Annotated in this window: 17 protein-coding genes; 9 read left to right on the forward strand and 8 right to left on the reverse strand. The window is 66.4% G+C overall.

What is annotated here, in order from left to right; all coding sequences use genetic code 11:
• The first annotated feature begins 227 nt into the window (after positions 1 to 227).
• The 3 genes from AC1REM_RS01680 to AC1REM_RS01690 all read left to right on the forward strand — a co-directional run bounded on the left by AC1REM_RS01680 (position 228) and on the right by AC1REM_RS01690 (position 2,332).
• Positions 228 to 1,142, forward strand: coding sequence for an aldose 1-epimerase family protein (locus tag AC1REM_RS01680; RefSeq protein WP_492513017.1), 915 nt, complete (start codon positions 228 to 230; stop codon positions 1,140 to 1,142).
• Between the two features lie 132 nt (positions 1,143 to 1,274).
• The gene (locus AC1REM_RS01685) at positions 1,275 to 1,853 is read left to right on the forward strand and encodes a hypothetical protein (protein ID WP_492513018.1); all 579 of its coding nucleotides are present in this window, start codon (positions 1,275 to 1,277) and stop codon (positions 1,851 to 1,853) included.
• On the forward strand, positions 1,844 to 2,332 hold the full coding sequence (locus AC1REM_RS01690) for an RNA polymerase sigma factor (RefSeq protein WP_492513019.1): 489 nt from the start codon (positions 1,844 to 1,846) through the stop codon (positions 2,330 to 2,332). Before AC1REM_RS01685 ends, AC1REM_RS01690 begins: the two co-directional genes overlap by 10 nt.
• 53 nt (positions 2,333 to 2,385) lie before the next feature.
• Here AC1REM_RS01690 and AC1REM_RS01695 read toward each other — a convergent pair whose 3' ends face one another.
• From AC1REM_RS01695 to AC1REM_RS01715, 5 genes are all read right to left on the reverse strand, one after another.
• Entirely contained in the window at positions 2,386 to 5,577 is a 3,192-nt protein-coding gene (locus AC1REM_RS01695; protein ID WP_492513020.1) for an efflux RND transporter permease subunit, read from the reverse strand.
• Between the two features lie 14 nt (positions 5,578 to 5,591).
• Positions 5,592 to 6,182: a TetR/AcrR family transcriptional regulator gene (locus tag AC1REM_RS01700; RefSeq protein ID WP_492513021.1), complete on the reverse strand. Its 591-nt coding sequence runs from the start codon at positions 6,180 to 6,182 to the stop codon at positions 5,592 to 5,594.
• Between the two features lie 84 nt (positions 6,183 to 6,266).
• Positions 6,267 to 6,626, reverse strand: coding sequence for a fluoride efflux transporter FluC (locus tag AC1REM_RS01705; protein WP_492513022.1), 360 nt, complete (start codon positions 6,624 to 6,626; stop codon positions 6,267 to 6,269).
• Entirely contained in the window at positions 6,623 to 7,006 is a 384-nt protein-coding gene (locus AC1REM_RS01710; RefSeq protein WP_492513023.1) for a fluoride efflux transporter FluC, read from the reverse strand. Before AC1REM_RS01710 ends, AC1REM_RS01705 begins: the two co-directional genes overlap by 4 nt.
• On the reverse strand, positions 7,003 to 7,686 hold the full coding sequence (locus AC1REM_RS01715; protein ID WP_492513024.1) for a TetR family transcriptional regulator: 684 nt from the start codon (positions 7,684 to 7,686) through the stop codon (positions 7,003 to 7,005). The genes AC1REM_RS01710 and AC1REM_RS01715 overlap by 4 nt, the downstream gene beginning before the upstream one ends.
• Before the next feature lie 85 nt (positions 7,687 to 7,771).
• Here AC1REM_RS01715 and AC1REM_RS01720 point away from each other — a divergent pair, with 85 nt between their 5' ends.
• A complete protein-coding gene (locus AC1REM_RS01720) occupies positions 7,772 to 9,247 on the forward strand; it encodes an MDR family MFS transporter (RefSeq protein ID WP_492513025.1) in 1,476 nt (491 codons plus the stop codon).
• A gap of 52 nt (positions 9,248 to 9,299) precedes the next feature.
• Here AC1REM_RS01720 and AC1REM_RS01725 read toward each other — a convergent pair whose 3' ends face one another.
• Complete coding sequence (locus AC1REM_RS01725) at positions 9,300 to 10,070, reverse strand: MerR family transcriptional regulator (protein WP_492513026.1); 771 nt, start codon at positions 10,068 to 10,070, stop codon at positions 9,300 to 9,302.
• 139 nt (positions 10,071 to 10,209) lie between these two features.
• Here AC1REM_RS01725 and AC1REM_RS01730 point away from each other — a divergent pair, with 139 nt between their 5' ends.
• Positions 10,210 to 11,049: a DUF4097 family beta strand repeat-containing protein gene (locus AC1REM_RS01730; protein WP_492513027.1), complete on the forward strand. Its 840-nt coding sequence runs from the start codon at positions 10,210 to 10,212 to the stop codon at positions 11,047 to 11,049.
• Positions 11,046 to 11,666 (forward strand): PadR family transcriptional regulator, encoded by a 621-nt coding sequence (locus AC1REM_RS01735; protein WP_492513028.1) that lies wholly within the window; start codon positions 11,046 to 11,048, stop codon positions 11,664 to 11,666. The genes AC1REM_RS01730 and AC1REM_RS01735 overlap by 4 nt, the downstream gene beginning before the upstream one ends.
• Before the next feature lie 65 nt (positions 11,667 to 11,731).
• Here AC1REM_RS01735 and AC1REM_RS01740 read toward each other — a convergent pair whose 3' ends face one another.
• On the reverse strand, positions 11,732 to 12,277 hold the full coding sequence (locus AC1REM_RS01740) for a universal stress protein (RefSeq protein ID WP_492513029.1): 546 nt from the start codon (positions 12,275 to 12,277) through the stop codon (positions 11,732 to 11,734).
• 142 nt (positions 12,278 to 12,419) lie between these two features.
• Between AC1REM_RS01740 and AC1REM_RS01745 the strand changes: the two genes are divergently transcribed.
• Positions 12,420 to 12,605, forward strand: a complete 186-nt coding sequence (locus AC1REM_RS01745) for a DUF3073 domain-containing protein (RefSeq protein WP_204938325.1) — start codon at positions 12,420 to 12,422, stop codon at positions 12,603 to 12,605.
• 198 nt (positions 12,606 to 12,803) lie between these two features.
• Here the strand turns inward: AC1REM_RS01745 and AC1REM_RS01750 are convergent, their stop codons facing one another.
• Positions 12,804 to 13,784, reverse strand: a complete 981-nt coding sequence (locus AC1REM_RS01750; protein ID WP_492514462.1) for a LacI family DNA-binding transcriptional regulator — start codon at positions 13,782 to 13,784, stop codon at positions 12,804 to 12,806.
• Between the two features lie 159 nt (positions 13,785 to 13,943).
• Between AC1REM_RS01750 and AC1REM_RS01755 the strand changes: the two genes are divergently transcribed.
• Together AC1REM_RS01755 and AC1REM_RS01760 are read left to right on the forward strand one after the other, a co-directional pair.
• Positions 13,944 to 14,861 (forward strand): carbohydrate ABC transporter permease, encoded by a 918-nt coding sequence (locus tag AC1REM_RS01755; RefSeq protein WP_492513030.1) that lies wholly within the window; start codon positions 13,944 to 13,946, stop codon positions 14,859 to 14,861.
• 2 nt (positions 14,862 to 14,863) lie between these two features.
• On the forward strand, positions 14,864 to 15,784 hold the full coding sequence (locus AC1REM_RS01760; RefSeq protein WP_492514463.1) for a carbohydrate ABC transporter permease: 921 nt from the start codon (positions 14,864 to 14,866) through the stop codon (positions 15,782 to 15,784).
• Positions 15,785 to 15,806: the final 22 nt, after the last annotated feature.

Here is a 15,806-nt window from a genome sequence, read left to right on the forward strand (position 1 = left end):
GTATGTCTTTCTTGAGTTCTCGCACGAGAACAGCGCCTGCGCGCACGCAGACATAACCCGGACATCCGTCGGCCGGGGGCCATTCATGTGATGGTTCATGCGCATCGAATGATGCTCACCATCGGCCCCTGGACTCACAGAAACGATCCGCACAAAAGACGCGGTATCCGAAGCCGACTGATCCAGGGTAGCCGACACACCTGGGAAACCGCCCGTACGATGAGCAGGTGCACACCGCAACACCGTCTCCGACAGGCCGCCAGATCATCCTCCGCCGCGGCCCTGTCGTCGCGCAGATCGCCCAGGTCGGCGCATCCCTCCGCGATCTTGAGGTCGACGGAGTGACGATCGTGCCGCCCTATCCCCTGGACGCACCCGCCCCCGCCTGCTCGGGTGTCGTTCTCGCACCGTGGCCCAACCGCATCCGCGACGGCATCTGGCAGGACGGCGACACGACCCGAGCACTCGCAATCACCGAGCCCGCGCTCCGCAACGCGAGCCACGGGCTGCTGCGGTTCACGGCATACGAGATCGAGAAGGACACGGATGCCACAGTGACACTGCGCGCGCAGATCGTGCCCCAGACCGGCTACCCCTATCTGATCGACACATCCGTCGAGTATGCGCTGGCCACCGACGGCATCCGCGTCACGCACACGCTGACGAACCACTCCGCGCATCCTGCGCCGGTCGCCCTCGGAACGCACCCCTTCGTCACGATCGGCGATGTCGACCCGCGCGACCTCGTGCTGCGGATTTCAGCCGAGACGTACTTCGAGACCGACGAGCGGCTGCTGCCGATCGGGGAATCCCCCGTGCAGGGCGGGCTCGACCTCCGCGCCGGACAGCGTCTCGGCGATGTCACGCTCGACACCGGGTTCGCGACTCTGCACCGCGACACCGACGACCTGGCGCGCACAACCCTCACCGCCCCCGATGGTCGCACGGTCACCGTCTGGCAGGGTCCGGGCTTCGACTACGTGCAGGCCTACACGACGTCGAACTACCCGGGCCAGGCGCTCGCCCTCGCGGTGGAGCCGATGACCGCCCCCGCCGAGGCGTTCAATTCCGGCCGGGGATTGCGCCACCTCGCCCCCGGCGAGACGTGGACGCTCGAATGGGGCATTCAGTACAGCATCTGAGTGGACGCCCGCACTCGATGAAAGCCAGCGGCTGATCGCGTAGGCGCCGGAAGAGATCCCGGATGGTCGGGGGACGAAAACACCCCGAACTCGCATGTCCTTAGTGAACCCTTCAGAGGAGAACGAGGCATCATGACATCCCCCGATGACATCACGACCATGCTCAGCGCTGCCGACCCCGGAAAAGTGAGCACGGCGGAACGCACCGCCCTCACGAGCATGGTGCGGACAGTGACGAGCAGAACGCGAGTTCAGCGATTCGCTCCGCGAAGCGCAGCAACAGTCGTAATGGCGAGCGCACTGATCGCCGTCGGCGGTGCCGCCGCAGCCGCGACACTGAACGCATGGCAGCCCTGGGCGCAGCATCCTGATGTGACTGCGCACTACACGATGACCGACGGCCGACAGTGCGAATACCGCATTGTCTTCGGCCCCGAAACCCCGGTATCAACCCGCGCGGCCCTGAGAGCCGCGTTTACTGACCCGGACGTGCTGACTCCCCAGGCGATCGACACAGCAATCGGAGAGATCCGGGCCGATCCAGGTACTCAGCGCGATGCCGACACCGGCGAGCCCATGGGCTATGGAACCGAGAACTACGACGCCGAGTGGGAGTACTTCAACGCGGTCAACAGTGTTGTCCTGGCTCACGTCGCTGATCTCGGAGCCAACGAAGAGCTCGCAACCCGCGGTCAAGCAGTATGCGAGTAGAGCGCACCGCTTGCGTAGCGGCCATCGAAGCGACAGCGCCTGATCTGCTCGCCTACTTTCAGCGACGCCTGCCCAGAGAAGACGCAGCCGACGCCGTCGGCGAAGTCGTGACCGTTGCGTGGCGCCGTTCAGGACGAATGCCCGAGGAGCCGCACGAGGCGAGACTCTGGTTGTTCGGGATCGCCCGGAAGGTACTCCTCCAATTCATCCGTTCTTCCGTACGCCGCACCGAGTTGAGCACGCGACTACGCGCGCTGGCCGTCGAGGCAGCTCCGCCCGCAGATGAAGGCATTGCCGTGCGTGACGCCCTGAGCCGGTTGAGCGAGAAGCACGCGGAAGTCCTTCGCCTCGTGCACTGGGATGGGTTCTCACTCACAGATGCCGCCTCCCACCTCGGTATCGGCGACTCGACTATTCGATCGCGATACCAGCGGGCAAAGGCTGCATTGCGCACGGAGTTGACCGTCTTGGCGAAGTAGCATCGTCGGCGCGCCTTCGGCGGGTGGCGGACGCAGCTGAGTCCGCCCCCCGCTCAGTCGACTGTGCCCGCCGCGGGCAGGCCTCCGCGCTCGCGGAGCTCTCGCCGGCTCGAATGGTGCACTTCAGTGGCAGCGTCCGCCTTCGGACCCGCGTCCGGGGCATCCGGAGCACCCTTCGGCGCGCCACTGTCGCCTCCGCTCCGTCGTGCCGCCCGCCGCTCGCGCGCACCCTCGACGAGGTTGTAGAGCGTCGGCAGCACGATGAGGGTCAGCACGGTCGAGGAGACCAGACCGCCGATCACGACGATCGCGAGGGGCTGCGAGATGAAGCCGCCGTGCCCGGTGATGCCGAGCGCCATCGGCGTGAGCGCGAAGATCGTGGCGAGAGCCGTCATGAGGATCGGCCGCAGACGCTTCTCTCCACCGGCCATGACGGCGTCGTGCGTCGACAGCCCCTTCTCGCGGTACTGATTCACGAGGTCGACGAGCACGATCGCGTTCGTCACCACGATGCCGATCAGCATCAGCACACCGATGAGCGAGGCGACGCCGAGCGGCACGCCGGTCACGATCTGCAGCAGGATCGCGCCCGTCGCCGCGAACGGCACCGACACGAGCAGCAGCAGCGGCTGACGCAGCGACTTGAAGGTCGCCACCATCACGACGTAGACGATGAGGATCGCCGCGAGCATCGCCAGCCCGAGCTGTGAGAACGACTCCTGCTGCTGCTCGGCGACGCCGCCGACCTCGGCGCGAGCACCGTCGGGCAAGTCGACGGCGGCGAGCGCTGCCGTGACGGATGCCGTGGCGAGAGCGAGGTTGTCGGATGCAGGGGGCACCGTGATCGTCGCCGTACGGCGACCCTGCTCGGTGGTGATCGAGGTCGGGCCCTCACGTTCTTCGACGGTCGCGATGTCCTGCAGCTGCACGACACCTCGCGCCGTGGGGATCGCCAGCGCCCGCAGCTCATCAGCGGTCGCCGGCGGCGTCGCCGTCGCCAGATAGACCGTCAGTGCGGTGTCATCGATCTCGACGGAACCGATCTGCTGGGGGCGCATCGTGCTCGACACGATCGAGCCGACCGCAACCTCAGACAGCCCGTAGTCGGCCGCGGCGGCACGGTCGACAACGACGGCCAGATACGGCAGCGCAGCCGACAGGTTGTCGGTGACGGCACCGATGCCCTCGCGTCCTTGCAGTTCGGCGACGACGGCGTCGGTCGCAGCCTGGAGGTCGTCCGCCCCCGCGGCGCTGATGTTCACGGCGATGTCACTCGATCCGAACCCTCCGGATGAACCGACCGCGACCTCCCCCGCGTCGCTGAGGCCGTCAATGGCCTTCTGCACCTCAGTGCGCAGCGCCTCCTGATCCGCACCAGAGACGGTCTGCACCGAGTACGTGATGCCGGCACCGCCGGAGAAGACGTCCTGCAGGGCGGATCCGCTGGAGCCGATCGACGCCTGCACATGCTCGATGCCGTCGATGTCGAGCAGCACGTCTTCGACCTTGCGCGCCGCCTCCGACTTCGCCTCGAGGCTCGCGGTCGGGCCGAGGTCCTGCGACACCGTCATCGTGTTCTGGCCCGAGTCACTGAGGAAGTTGATCTTCATGAGCGGAGCGGCGGCGAGAGTCCCACCGAGCACGACCACGGCGAGCACGACCGTGACGACGGAGTGCTTGAGGGTCCAGCTGAGCACGGGACGGTACCAGGTCTGCAGACGCGTCGGCGGAGCATCCGGATGCTCCGGATCGATCACGTTCCCCTGGTCATCGCGCAGCGCCTTGCCCGGCTTCAGGAACCAGTAGGCGAGAACCGGAACGATCGTGAGCGCGACGAGCAGCGATGCGGCCATCGCGATCGTGACGGTCATCGCGAACGGGCGGAACAGCTCGCCGACCATGTCACCGACGAAGACGATGGGCAGGAACACGGCGACCGTCGTGATGGTCGAGGCGGTGATCGCAGCGGCCACCTCGCGGACCGCGAGGATGATGGCGCCCATCTTGTCGGCGCCCTCGACGTAGTGCCGCTTGATGTTCTCGATCACGACGATCGAGTCGTCGACGACACGGCCGATCGCGATCGTCAGCGCGCCGAGGGTCAGCATGTTGAGCGAGTACCCGAAGGCCTGGAGACCCACGAAGGTCACGAGCACGGAGGTCGGGATCGAGATCGCGGTGACGAGGGTCGAGCGGATCGACATCAGGAACACGAGGATGACGACGACCGCGAACACGAGTCCGAGCAGCCCCTCGACGGCGAGTGTCTCGATCGACTGCACGATGAAAGGTGCCTGATCGAAGATCACGGTGAAGGTGGCATCCGGGAAGGATTCCCCGATCGTGTCGAGTGCGGCGATCACACCGTTCGAGACGTCGACGGTGTTGGCCGCGGGGAGCTTGGTGACGGCGATCGAGATCGCGTCTTCACCGTTGACGCGGGAGATCGAAGACACCGGATCGGCTTCCTGCACGACCGAGGCGACGTCGCCGATCAGCGCGTCCGTGCCGACGAGCGGGAGCGCCGCGATCTCTTCGACAGAGGTGATCTTCGCGCCGGTCTGCACCGTGAACGTGTTCTCGCCCTCGGTGATCGAGCCACCGGGGAACAGCACACCGTTCTGCTGCAGCGCCGTGCTGATGTCCTGCGGTGATGCTCCACGCGTCGCGAGGGCGACGAGGTCTGGCGTGATCGTGACCCGCTGGCCGATGGCACCGACGATCTGCGCGGCGTTCACACCCTTGACGTCTTCGATCTCGGGGATCGCGAGCGCTTCGAGGTCGGCCTGCGCGTTCTCTGCGTCGTCGAAGCCGGTCACCGCGATCTGGATCACGGGCAGGTCCGAGATCGACACGGAGAGGATCTGCGGCGTCACCCCGTCCGGGAGCTGCTGCGAGATACGGTTGATCGCCTGCTGCATCTTCTGCTCGGCCGTGGCGAGGTTCGTGCCGTACTCGAACATCGCCTGCACGACCGAGGCGTTCGTCGTGCTCGTGGCGCTCGTCGACTCCAGCCCGGGCACACCCTGGATCACCGATTCGATCGGCGTCGAGACGTCGTTCTCGACCACTTCAGGCGAGGCGCCCGGGTACGTCGACATCACGATCAGCGCGGGAAGCTCGAGCTCGGGAATCAGCTCCTGCTTGAGACTCGTCAGCGCAAGGCCGCCGAAGATGGCGGTCACGACGGTGATCAGAGCGATGAGCGCCCGGTTGCGCAGGCTCAGCACGGCAAGTTTCGACACGGCGGTTCTTTCGATCAGTCCGGCAGGGTGGGAGACGCGGATGCTGCGCTCACGGGCGTCTCCAGGATCGCGGCGAGCGCGTGCTGAAGCGTCGTGAGCGGAAGCGGGTGCTCATGGATCTGCGCGTGCCACAGGGTGCCGTCGATGAAGACGGCGGCGGCACGCGAGCGCTCTTCACCATAGGTGGGCACGAGGGAGGTGACGAGCTCGTCGGACCAGTGCCGGGCGAGCGCGCGCAGGCGCGGGTCATGCACGGCCGCCGTGACGACGGCACGGTCTGCCTGCAGCGAGCGGGAGTCGCCGAGGTTGGCGTGCAGCAGCCCGGCGAGAGTGGCGGGGCTGACGCCCTGCGCGGCGAGAGTGTCGCGCACGACCGCCATCTGCGCATCGACGTGCTCGACGAGCAGTTGCAACGCGGCGGCGCGGAGATCGTCGAGAGTCGCGAAGTACTGGGTCGTGGCACCGAGCGGCACCTCGGCGCGAGCGGCGACCAGGCGGTGCGTGAGGGCATCGACGCCGATCTCGGTGATGAGTTCGGCCGCGGCGGTGACGATCGCGAGACGGCGCGCTTCAGGATCGCGTCGACGACGCACGGTCTCCGCCATGACACCTCCTGAACACATGTACATGTACTTTTGTACATTCTCGCGATGAGAGGTGGCTGTGAGGTGAACGCGTGGCCTCTGCTCTCAGAACAGCGAACCGAGCCCCACACCGAATCCCGCGGCGAGGAAGCCGATGAACAGCATCCCCAGAGCGTGCCCGAGAGATGCTCGTCGGGCGCCATCCCGCCACAGGGCGATCGTGTCGAGCATCGCGGTACTGAAGGTCGTGTATCCCCCGAGGAAGCCGGCACCGACGATGAAGAGCACCTCGGGGAGCAGACCCACGACCAGGCCGAGCGCGAACGATCCCGTGACGTTGATCACGAAGACGCCCCACGGAAACCGTTGCCCTGCCAGGCGTGCGACTCCCCGATCGACGAGGTAGCGCACCACTGCACCCGCGCCCCCGGCGAGCGCCGCGCAGAGAAACAGCAGGGGGCTCACGCAGCACCACCCCCGGAAGCCTGCCGCGACCGCCCCAGCCAGAGACCGAGCGCCGCTGCGCCGATACCCACGGCAACACTCCCCACGGCATACCCGGCCGCGAGCCACGGAGCGGCGGTGCCGAGCTCGATGATCCCGACGGTGAAGGCGCTGTACGTCGTGAATCCGCCCAGCAGCCCGGTGCCGAGGAACAGCCGGACACCCGACGATGCCGGCAGGCGCGCGGCGAGCACTCCGAGGAGGAAGGATCCCGCGACGTTCGCCACGAAGATCGAGAGAGGCAGGCCCGCGGCATCCGGAATCACGAACCCGAGGGCGAGGCGCGCGGCCGTCCCCAGTGTGCCGCCCGCGGCGACGAGAAGCACGTTCCGCAGAGTCATGCGCCGGCGGGGTCAGGAGCGGATGCCTCAGGCAGAAGCACCTCTCGCGCGAAGCCGGTCAGCCCGTCGCGCAACTCGGAGTAGATGCCGACGAGCGTCGCCTCCTGCCCGTCTCGCTGCCGGTGCAGCCATTCGGAGAAGACCAGGCGTGCGACGCCGTTGAGGGCACCCACCGCGGCTCGAATCGTGAGGTCGTTCTCGGGCCTGCCCAGTGCCGTCGCGGCCTGCGCGGCGATCTCCGCGTCGAGCTGCGCATCGTGCGAGAGCACGATCGCGATCAGCGCGGGCTCGCTCTCCGCCAGCCGGTGGATGCGCATGGCATCTTCTCGATGTTGGGGACGCTGATCCATCTCAGCGAAGAGACGCAGCCACGACTCCTCCAAAGCGAGGAGGAACGTACGTCCGTCACGCATGGCATCGCGAGCGACGGTGACGAGAGCGATGAAGTCCGTCGGAGGCGCGAAAGCCGCATGCTCTTTCGACGGAAAGTAGCGGAAGAAGGTGCGGGGCGAGACGCCAGCCGCGGCCGCGATGTCCTCGACGGTTGTCGCAGCGACACCACGCTCGGAGAACAGCCGCAGGGCCGCCTCGTTGATCTCGCGCGTTGTCTCTTGGCGTCGACGCTCACGAAGACCGAGCGGCGCTTCACCGCTGGTCTGGGAATGTGATGCCGCTTCCACGGTTATAAGCATACAGATCACGCCAAACTGGCAGTTCGTGCCAGAATGGCACAACCCGCACATTTGCCCTCACCGAAGGACTCCGATGACGACCGCGTCCACTCCGACCATCACTGCGCCACGAGAGAGTGCACTTCCCCCGGGAACCCTCCCGGTCATCGTGCTTCTCGTCGCCTCCGCCTTCACCGTCATGCTCAACGAGACGATCATGTCGGTGGCGCTTCCGCGCCTCATGGCCGACTTCCAGATCTCCGCCAGCACCGCACAGTGGCTCACGACAGGGTTCCTCCTGACGATGGCCGTCGTCATCCCCCTCACCGGCTTCGTGCTCGCGCGCTTCCCCCTGCGAAACGTGTACCTGACGGCGATGTCGCTCTTCACCCTCGGCACGCTCATCTCAGGTCTCGCCCCGGGGTTCGAGGTGCTCCTCGCCGGTCGCATCATCCAGGCGTCCGGAACAGCGATCATGATGCCGCTGCTCATGACCACCGTGATGACCCTCGTGAACCCCGAGTATCGCGGCCGCATGATGGGCGTGATCTCGATCGTCATCTCTGTGGCACCCGCGATCGGCCCGACCGTCTCGGGAGTCATCCTCGCCAATCTCGAGTGGCGCTGGATGTTCCTGCTCGTGCTGCCTCTCGCCGTGCTGGCGATGATCCTCGGGGCGGTCTGGGTGCGCAACGTGACCACGACGCGCAAGATGAAGATCAACATGCTGTCGGTGCTTCTTTCGGGTGTCGGCTTCGGCTTCCTGGTGTTCGGTCTCAGCTCGATCGGCGCCGCGGCAAGCGGTGAGTCCTCCTTCCCGATCTGGATTCCGATCACCATCGGTGCGTTGAGCTTGCTCGCGTTCGCGATCCGTCAGGTCTCGCTCTCCAAGAGCGGGTCGGCTCTGATGGACCTTCGCGCCTTCCAATCGAAGTCATTCTCGCTCGCCGTCGTTCTGATCACGGTCGTGGCCGCCGCGCTCTTCGGATCCCTGATCCTCCTGCCCCTGTATGTACAGCAGGTACTCGGCCTGGACACGCTGGCCACAGGTCTCATAATGCTGCCCGGCGGCATACTCATGGGCGTGATGGCACCCGTCGTCGGCTCGCTCTTCGACCGCTTCGGCCCCACACCCCTCGTGATTCCCGGCATGACCGTTGCCGCCGCCGCCCTGTGGGGAATGACGACCTTCACCGAGACCACACCTCTCTGGTGGATCATCATCGTGCATGTGACACTGAACCTGGGGCTCGGATTCGTCTTCACGCCGCTCATGACCTCGGCGCTCGGCTCGCTTCCCATGCACCTGTACTCGCATGGATCGGCGATCGTGAGCACGATTCAGCAGGTGGCAGGGGCCGCCGGCACCGCGGTGTTCATCAGCATCATGAGCGTGCAGGCAGCCAGCATGGTCACGCAGGGCGCCAGCCCGATCTCGGCGACAGCCTCGGGCATCCACACCGCGTTCATCGTGGGCGCAGCGATCGCCTCGCTCGCGATCATCCTCACTCTCTTCGTCCGCCGCACATCTCCGGCCGTCGCAGAGGCAGAGGACGTGCTCGCCGCCTGAGGCAAGACACGCAGCCGCCCACCCCAGTCCGGGCCGGGCGGCTGCGTGCTACTCAGAGCGCGCGCTCGGCGTAGATGCGCAGCGCGTCGCGCACGAATTCCGCACCCATCACGCCACCGGCGGCGGTCTCGTAGTTCTTCGCGAAACGCGGGTCGGCGACGTACATCTCGCCGAGTCCGAGCACATAGGCCTTGATGTCGCCACCGTCCGCCGCGGGCGTGCCGGGCACCGAACGGAGCCAGGCGACGTGCCGAGCGGCGAGCTCCTGCGCACCATCCGCATCCGGCGCGGCCCCCGACTCCGCCACAGCGATCCAGTCGCGACCGAGTTGAGCGACGCGCTCCTGGAACGCGGCGCGCTCGTCGGGCGTCTGGCCTCGCCACCAGCGATCGCCGTCGACATAGGCCTTCGCGCCCCAGCGCTGCTCCACCTCCTCCTTGTACTGCGTGTGATCGAATCCGTCGAACATGCTGTCGGTCATGAGTTCTTCCTTTCCGGTGAGGGCGTCTATGGTGTGCTCGACGGCGGCGATCTGCCGCGCGAGTCGGCCCTGCTCCTCGCGAAGCAGGGCGAGATGGGTCTGCAGAGCGGATGCCTCGGAGCGCTCACGCTCCAGCACCTCCGCGATCTGCGGCAGGCCGAGTCCGAGCTCGCGCAGCAGCAGAATGCGCTGCAGGCGCACGAGGGCGCGTTCGTCATAGTGGCGGTAGCCGTTCGACGCGACGCGACTCGGCGGGAGCAACCCGATGTCGTCGTAGTGACGCAGCGCGCGGCTGGTCGTCCCCGCGAGACGGGCGACTTCCTGGATGGACCAATCGTTCATGTGTTCCACCGTAGAAGTTGACGTTGCGGCAATGTCAAGGCGCAGCATCCTGAGTCTTCTCTGACCCCTCTTGACAAAGTCGAGATATATCGTGTTATCGTTGGTGCAACACGATATATCTCGACTTTATGGAGAAATCATGACCGAGAAGTGGCTCATCGCCCCCGGCGAAGAACGCGTCATCGACATCGACTCGGCGACCCGGCTGAAAGTCGGCCTCGTCGGTGGTCAGGTCGATGTCGTCGCGCACGACGAACCGAACATCCGCATCGAAGTGCACGGTGTCACCGTGAAAGACCTGCGCGTGGAATCCGACGGCACTCAGATCGAGATCGACCACCCGCAGCTGGGCTGGGACAACTTCCTCGAGGTGTTCCGCAACTTCGGCTCCGGTGGACCCAAGGCAGAGATCAGTGTGGCCGTCCCCCGCAGCATCGCGCTCAACCTCGGCGTGGTGAGCGCAGGCGCGCTCATCTCCGGACTCGCCACCGACGCACGACTCAACACCGTCTCCGGCGACGTCATCGTCGACACCCACACGGGTGACCTCTCGCTCAACTCGGTATCCGGCGATGTGCAGGTTCGCGACCTCACCGGCACCGTCTCGGCCAACAGCGTCTCCGGCGACATCGCCATCACCGGCGCGGTGAGCAAGGCGACCATCGACACGGTCTCCGGCGACATGGTCGTCGACGCACAGGGCGCCGTCAACTCGATCAACCTCAACACGATCTCGGGCAACAGCACCGTGCGCCTCGACCACGCACTGCCTGCCAACTACGTCGCGCGCACGCTGAGCGGCAAGCTCCTCATCGACGGCGTCGACCGCGGCGGCTCCGGACCGACCACCTACACCGGCCAGTTCGGCGAACTCGCCGGATCCTTCGTCGATGTGCGCGCCAACTCGGTGTCGGGCAACGTCACCGTGCTGCGGCACGCCCCGGTGTTCGTCGCCGACGACGAGGAGTGGGAATCATGACCCCCGCCGTCTTCTCGCACGGCGACCTGCGCCTGTATCTGCTGTCGCTTCTCGCTGAAGCGCCGCAGCACGGCTACGGGATCATCCAGGCGCTCACTGACCGCACGGGTGGCACCTACACTCCGAGCGCAGGAACGATCTACCCGCGCCTGGCGAAGCTGGAAGAGGAGGGCCTGGTCACCAAGACCGTCGAAGGCCGCACCTCGATCTACGCCATCACCGATGCCGGCCGGGCAGAACTCGCATCCCGCGAGGGCGACCTCGCCGGAATCGAGTCCGAGCTCACCGACTCGGTGCGCCTGATCGCGAACGAAGTGCGACAGAGCGTGAAAGAGGCCATGCGCAGCCTTCGCGCCGATCTCGCATCCGCCGCGAAGGACGACCGCTCCACAGCCAAGAAGCGTGCGTCGTCATCGCCGGTCGATGAGGAGCGCGCGCTCAGTCGAGAGCTGCTGGCGCGCGCGGACGCCTCGATCAACGCCTTCCGCGCGCAGGTCCGCGCCGACCTGCGCACGCACGTCGCCCGCGGCGGCGCCGTGCAGACGTCGACGATCACCGACCTCGAAGCATCGCTCGACTCCGCCGCCCACGCGATCACGGCGGCGCTGAGCAAATAGCAGCGACGCCGCACAGAGAAGCCCGCCCCCGGATGCGTCCGGGAGCGGGCTCCTGCGCGCGGAGGCTACTCCGCGAAGATGTCTTTGTCGTCGGCGACGGGCTCGTCGAGCGGGACGATGAGAATGGGGCGATGCTGGCGGTGCGAAAGCCGAGCAGCGACGGATCCGGTGAAGAACTCGCGGATGGACTCTCCGATGCCCCGCTGGCGCGTACCGACCACGATGAGTTCGGCATCCACCTTGTTCGCAAGGTGCTTGATGGCGATCGCCGGATCGCCGACGAGCTGACGGGCCGTCCAGGTCAGCCCACTGCCCTGGACGGCGGCGGCGCTCACCCGCTGCACCTCTTCGAACTCGGCGACGCCCGCCTCGAGATTGAGATCGATCGGCGCGGAATGCACGTAGCCGTCCGGGTCTTCGTAGGTGACGAAGCGCGTCACATCGACATGGACGACGACGAGCGGAGCCGAGAACAGCTGCGCGTAGCGCACGCCCTCGGCGAGAACACGTGCGGGCTGGTGCGGCTGCACGGCAACAATCACGGCGCCCCGCAGCTGCTCGTTCTGCAGCTCGCCCTCGGCGGGGGTGGAAGTCGGATCGGTCACGGTCATCTTCCCTTCGCTCAGAGGGAACCAGGGCTCCCTCACGTACGTGCGTGCTATCCTGAATGCTACTCTTACCGGCCTGGAGCCGGTGTCGTGAATGCCCGAGCCGCACAGGTCTGCGGGCCGTACTCGTGAGGGGGTCTCGCGCATGGGCCGTGGCCGTCAGAAGGCGAAACACACAAAGATCGCCCGCGAACTCAAGGCGTACTCTCCGTCGGTGAACTACTCGGCGCTGGAGCGCGAACTCGGTAGCACCACCGAGGAAGACGCCTACGTCGACAAGTGGGCCGACCAGTACGCGGACGAAGACGAAGACGAACTCGAGAAAGCCTGAACAGCGCTTTCTCGCCCCGGCCGTCGGTGATCCCGACGCCCGGGGCTTCGTCGTTGGCGCCGACAGGATCCGGGCGCGCCCGCGCCCAACCCCAGCCGCTCCTACCCCGCGCGGCCAAAGATGCCAAACAACCCGCAGGCAGCATCCTCCGGGCGGTTCGGCATCTTTCACCTATCGACCCGACCCATCGTCCGGATGCTATGCGCGCGGACCCGTGCTCGCGCGCACGACCAGTTCCGTCGGCACGAGCGCCTGTTCACCGGGATCCTCTCCCGCGAGCTCGGCGATGAGCGCATCGATGGCCCTCTCGCCGACACTCTCGAAATGCTGGCGCACGGTCGTCAACGGCGGCCAGGCGTACTCGGCATCGGACATGTCATCGAACCCCACGACGCTGACCTGCGCCGGGATCGCACGACCGACCTCGTGGTATGCGCGCAACAGGCCGATCGCCATCTGGTCGTTGGCGGCGAAGATCGCGGTGACGTCGCTCTGCTCGCGCAGCTGCAGCCCTGCCTCGTAACCGGAACGGGGCGACCAGTCACCCTTGATCGGTGATGGGGTAACCCGGCCCCACGCCTCCAGCGTGGCGTGCCACGAAGCGCGACGCCGCTCGGCCGCATAGGACTCCGCAGGCCCCGCGAGATGCCAGACGGTCTCGTGACCCAGTTCGAGCAGATGCTCGGTCGCCATCCGAGCACCCTGCGCCTGATCGATGTCGACGAAGGGGTGCGGGTCCCTGCGGTTCGAGTCGATCACGACGACCGGCAGCCCGTCGGGGATCTCTACCTCTGCCTCATCGAGGCGATGCGCTTCGATGAGGATGATGATGCCGTCGACCGCGTGCTCGCCCAGACGATCGAAGGCTCCGGTCACGTCCGAAGGACTGGCCGAGTCGACGGGGATCAGCGTGAGCGCGTACCCGGCGGCCGCCGCACGAACGGCGATCGCGTCGAGCGTGCGGTGGTTGCCGTAGGAGGCCAGGGTGGACATGATGACCCCCACCGCGCGGAACCGTCCCGAGCGCAGCGCCCGCGCGGCGCTGTTGGGGCGATAGCCGAGCTCAGCCATCGCGGCGACGACCTTCACGCGGGTGGCCTCGCCGACGTACCCGCGACCGTTGACGACGCGCGACACGGTCTGTCCCGAGACACCGGCGACGCGCGCAACGTCTTCCATCGAGGGCTCACGCCTGCGCGCCGCTGTTGCACTCACGTCGTCCACGCCTCTCACCGTTTCGTATGTTGACGTTGACACACTATCGCGTCATCGCGTATGTTGACGTTGACATACGACGAAGTGACCCGCATTCGTCGCTCCACACGAAGGACAGAGTCGATGACGACGCCCCTGACATCACCCCCGACGACGCGGATCGCGACGCGTCGAGACCGCCGCGACTGGCGCGGCTGGGCTTTCGTCGGCCCGTTCATGATCGTCTTCGCCCTGGTCTTTCTCGCACCACTCGCGTACGCGCTCTACCTCAGCTTCTTCCGCGACCAGCTCGTGGGCGGCAACGCCTTCGTCGGATTCGACAACTACGTCGCGGCTCTCACCGACCCCCAGTTCTGGGAAGCCTTCGGCCGCGTGCTGATCTTCCTCGTGGTGCAGGTGCCGATCATGCTCGCGCTCGCCCTCGGCGCCGCCCTCGCTCTCGACAGCGGTCGCCTGCGCGGGGCGCCGTTCTTCCGCATCCTCGTATTCCTGCCCTACGCCGTTCCCGCAGTCGTCGCCGTGCTGATGTGGGGCTACATCTACGGCGATCAGTTCGGCCTCACCGCCAACATCAACGACTTCCTCGGATTCGAAGCACTCACCCCGTTCGCCCGCGAATGGATGCTCGCGTCAATCGGCAACATCGTCACCTGGGAGTTCGTCGGCTACAACATGCTGATCTTCTACTCGTCGCTCAAGACCATCCCCGGTGAGCTGTACGAAGCCGCGGCGATCGACGGCGCCGGCCAGTGGCGGATCGTCTCGGCGATCAAGCTCCCGGCGATCCGCGGCGCGCTCGTGATCGCGACGATCTTCTCGATCATCGGCAGCTTCCAGCTGTTCAACGAGCCCAACATCCTGCGCCCGCTCGCCCCCAACGTCATCACGACCTACTTCACCCCCAACATGTATGCCTACAACCTCTCCTTCGCCGGTCAGCAGTTCAACTACGCCGCCACCGTGGCGATCATCATGGGCGTGATCACGGCCGTCATCGCCTACGTCGTGCAGTTGCGCGGCTCTCGCACGGAGGTGAACTGATGATGACTTCCACTGCCACCCGCGCCGCGGTCACGATCGCACCGGAACGAAAGAAGTCGCACACCACCCACGGGGCGCGTCGCCCGCAGCGCTCGACGACGCTTCTGATCGTCATGATCGTCTACGGCCTCTACACGCTCGTGCCGCTGGTGTGGCTGCTCTTCAGCGCGACCAAGACCCAGGCCGGCCTGTTCAGCTCGTTCGGGCTGTGGTTCGCCGACGACTTCGCGTTCTTCGACAACCTCTCCGAGACCCTCACCTACCGCGACGGGATCTTCCTGCGCTGGCTGGGCAACACCCTCCTCTACGTCGTCGTCGGCGCCGGAGGAGCGACGCTGCTCGCAACGCTCGCCGGGTACGGTCTGGCGAAGTACCGCTTCCCCGGGCGCCGCGCCGTCTTCGCGGTCGTCCTCGGCGCCGTCGCCGTGCCCGGCACCGCGCTGGCCGTGCCGACGTTCCTGCTGTTCAGCGAGCTGGGTCTCACGAACACTCCGTGGGCTGTCATCATCCCCTCGCTCATCAGCCCCTTCGGGCTCTACCTGATCTGGGTGTTCGCGGCGGATGCGATTCCGACAGAACTGCTCGAGGCCGCCCGCATCGACGGCGCTGGCGAGTTCCGCACCTTCTTCACGATCTCGCTGCGGCTGCTCGCTCCCGGCATCGTCACGGTCGTGCTGTTCACCGTCGTCGCAACGTGGAACAACTACTTCCTGCCGCTCATCATGCTCAGCGATCCCGCCTGGTACCCGCTGACTGTCGGCCTCAACCAGTGGAGCGCGCAGGCTACCGGCGCCGGCTCCCAACCCATCTACAACCTCGTGATCATGGGCTCCCTGCTCACGATCATCCCCATCGTCATCGCGTTCCTGATGCTCCAGAGGTTCTGGCAGTCCGGCCTCGCCGCCGGCAGCGTCAAGGCGTGATGCGCTCACTGCACCACTCCCG

The organism is Microbacterium sp. GW823-FHT02G05 (genome assembly GCF_058797175.1).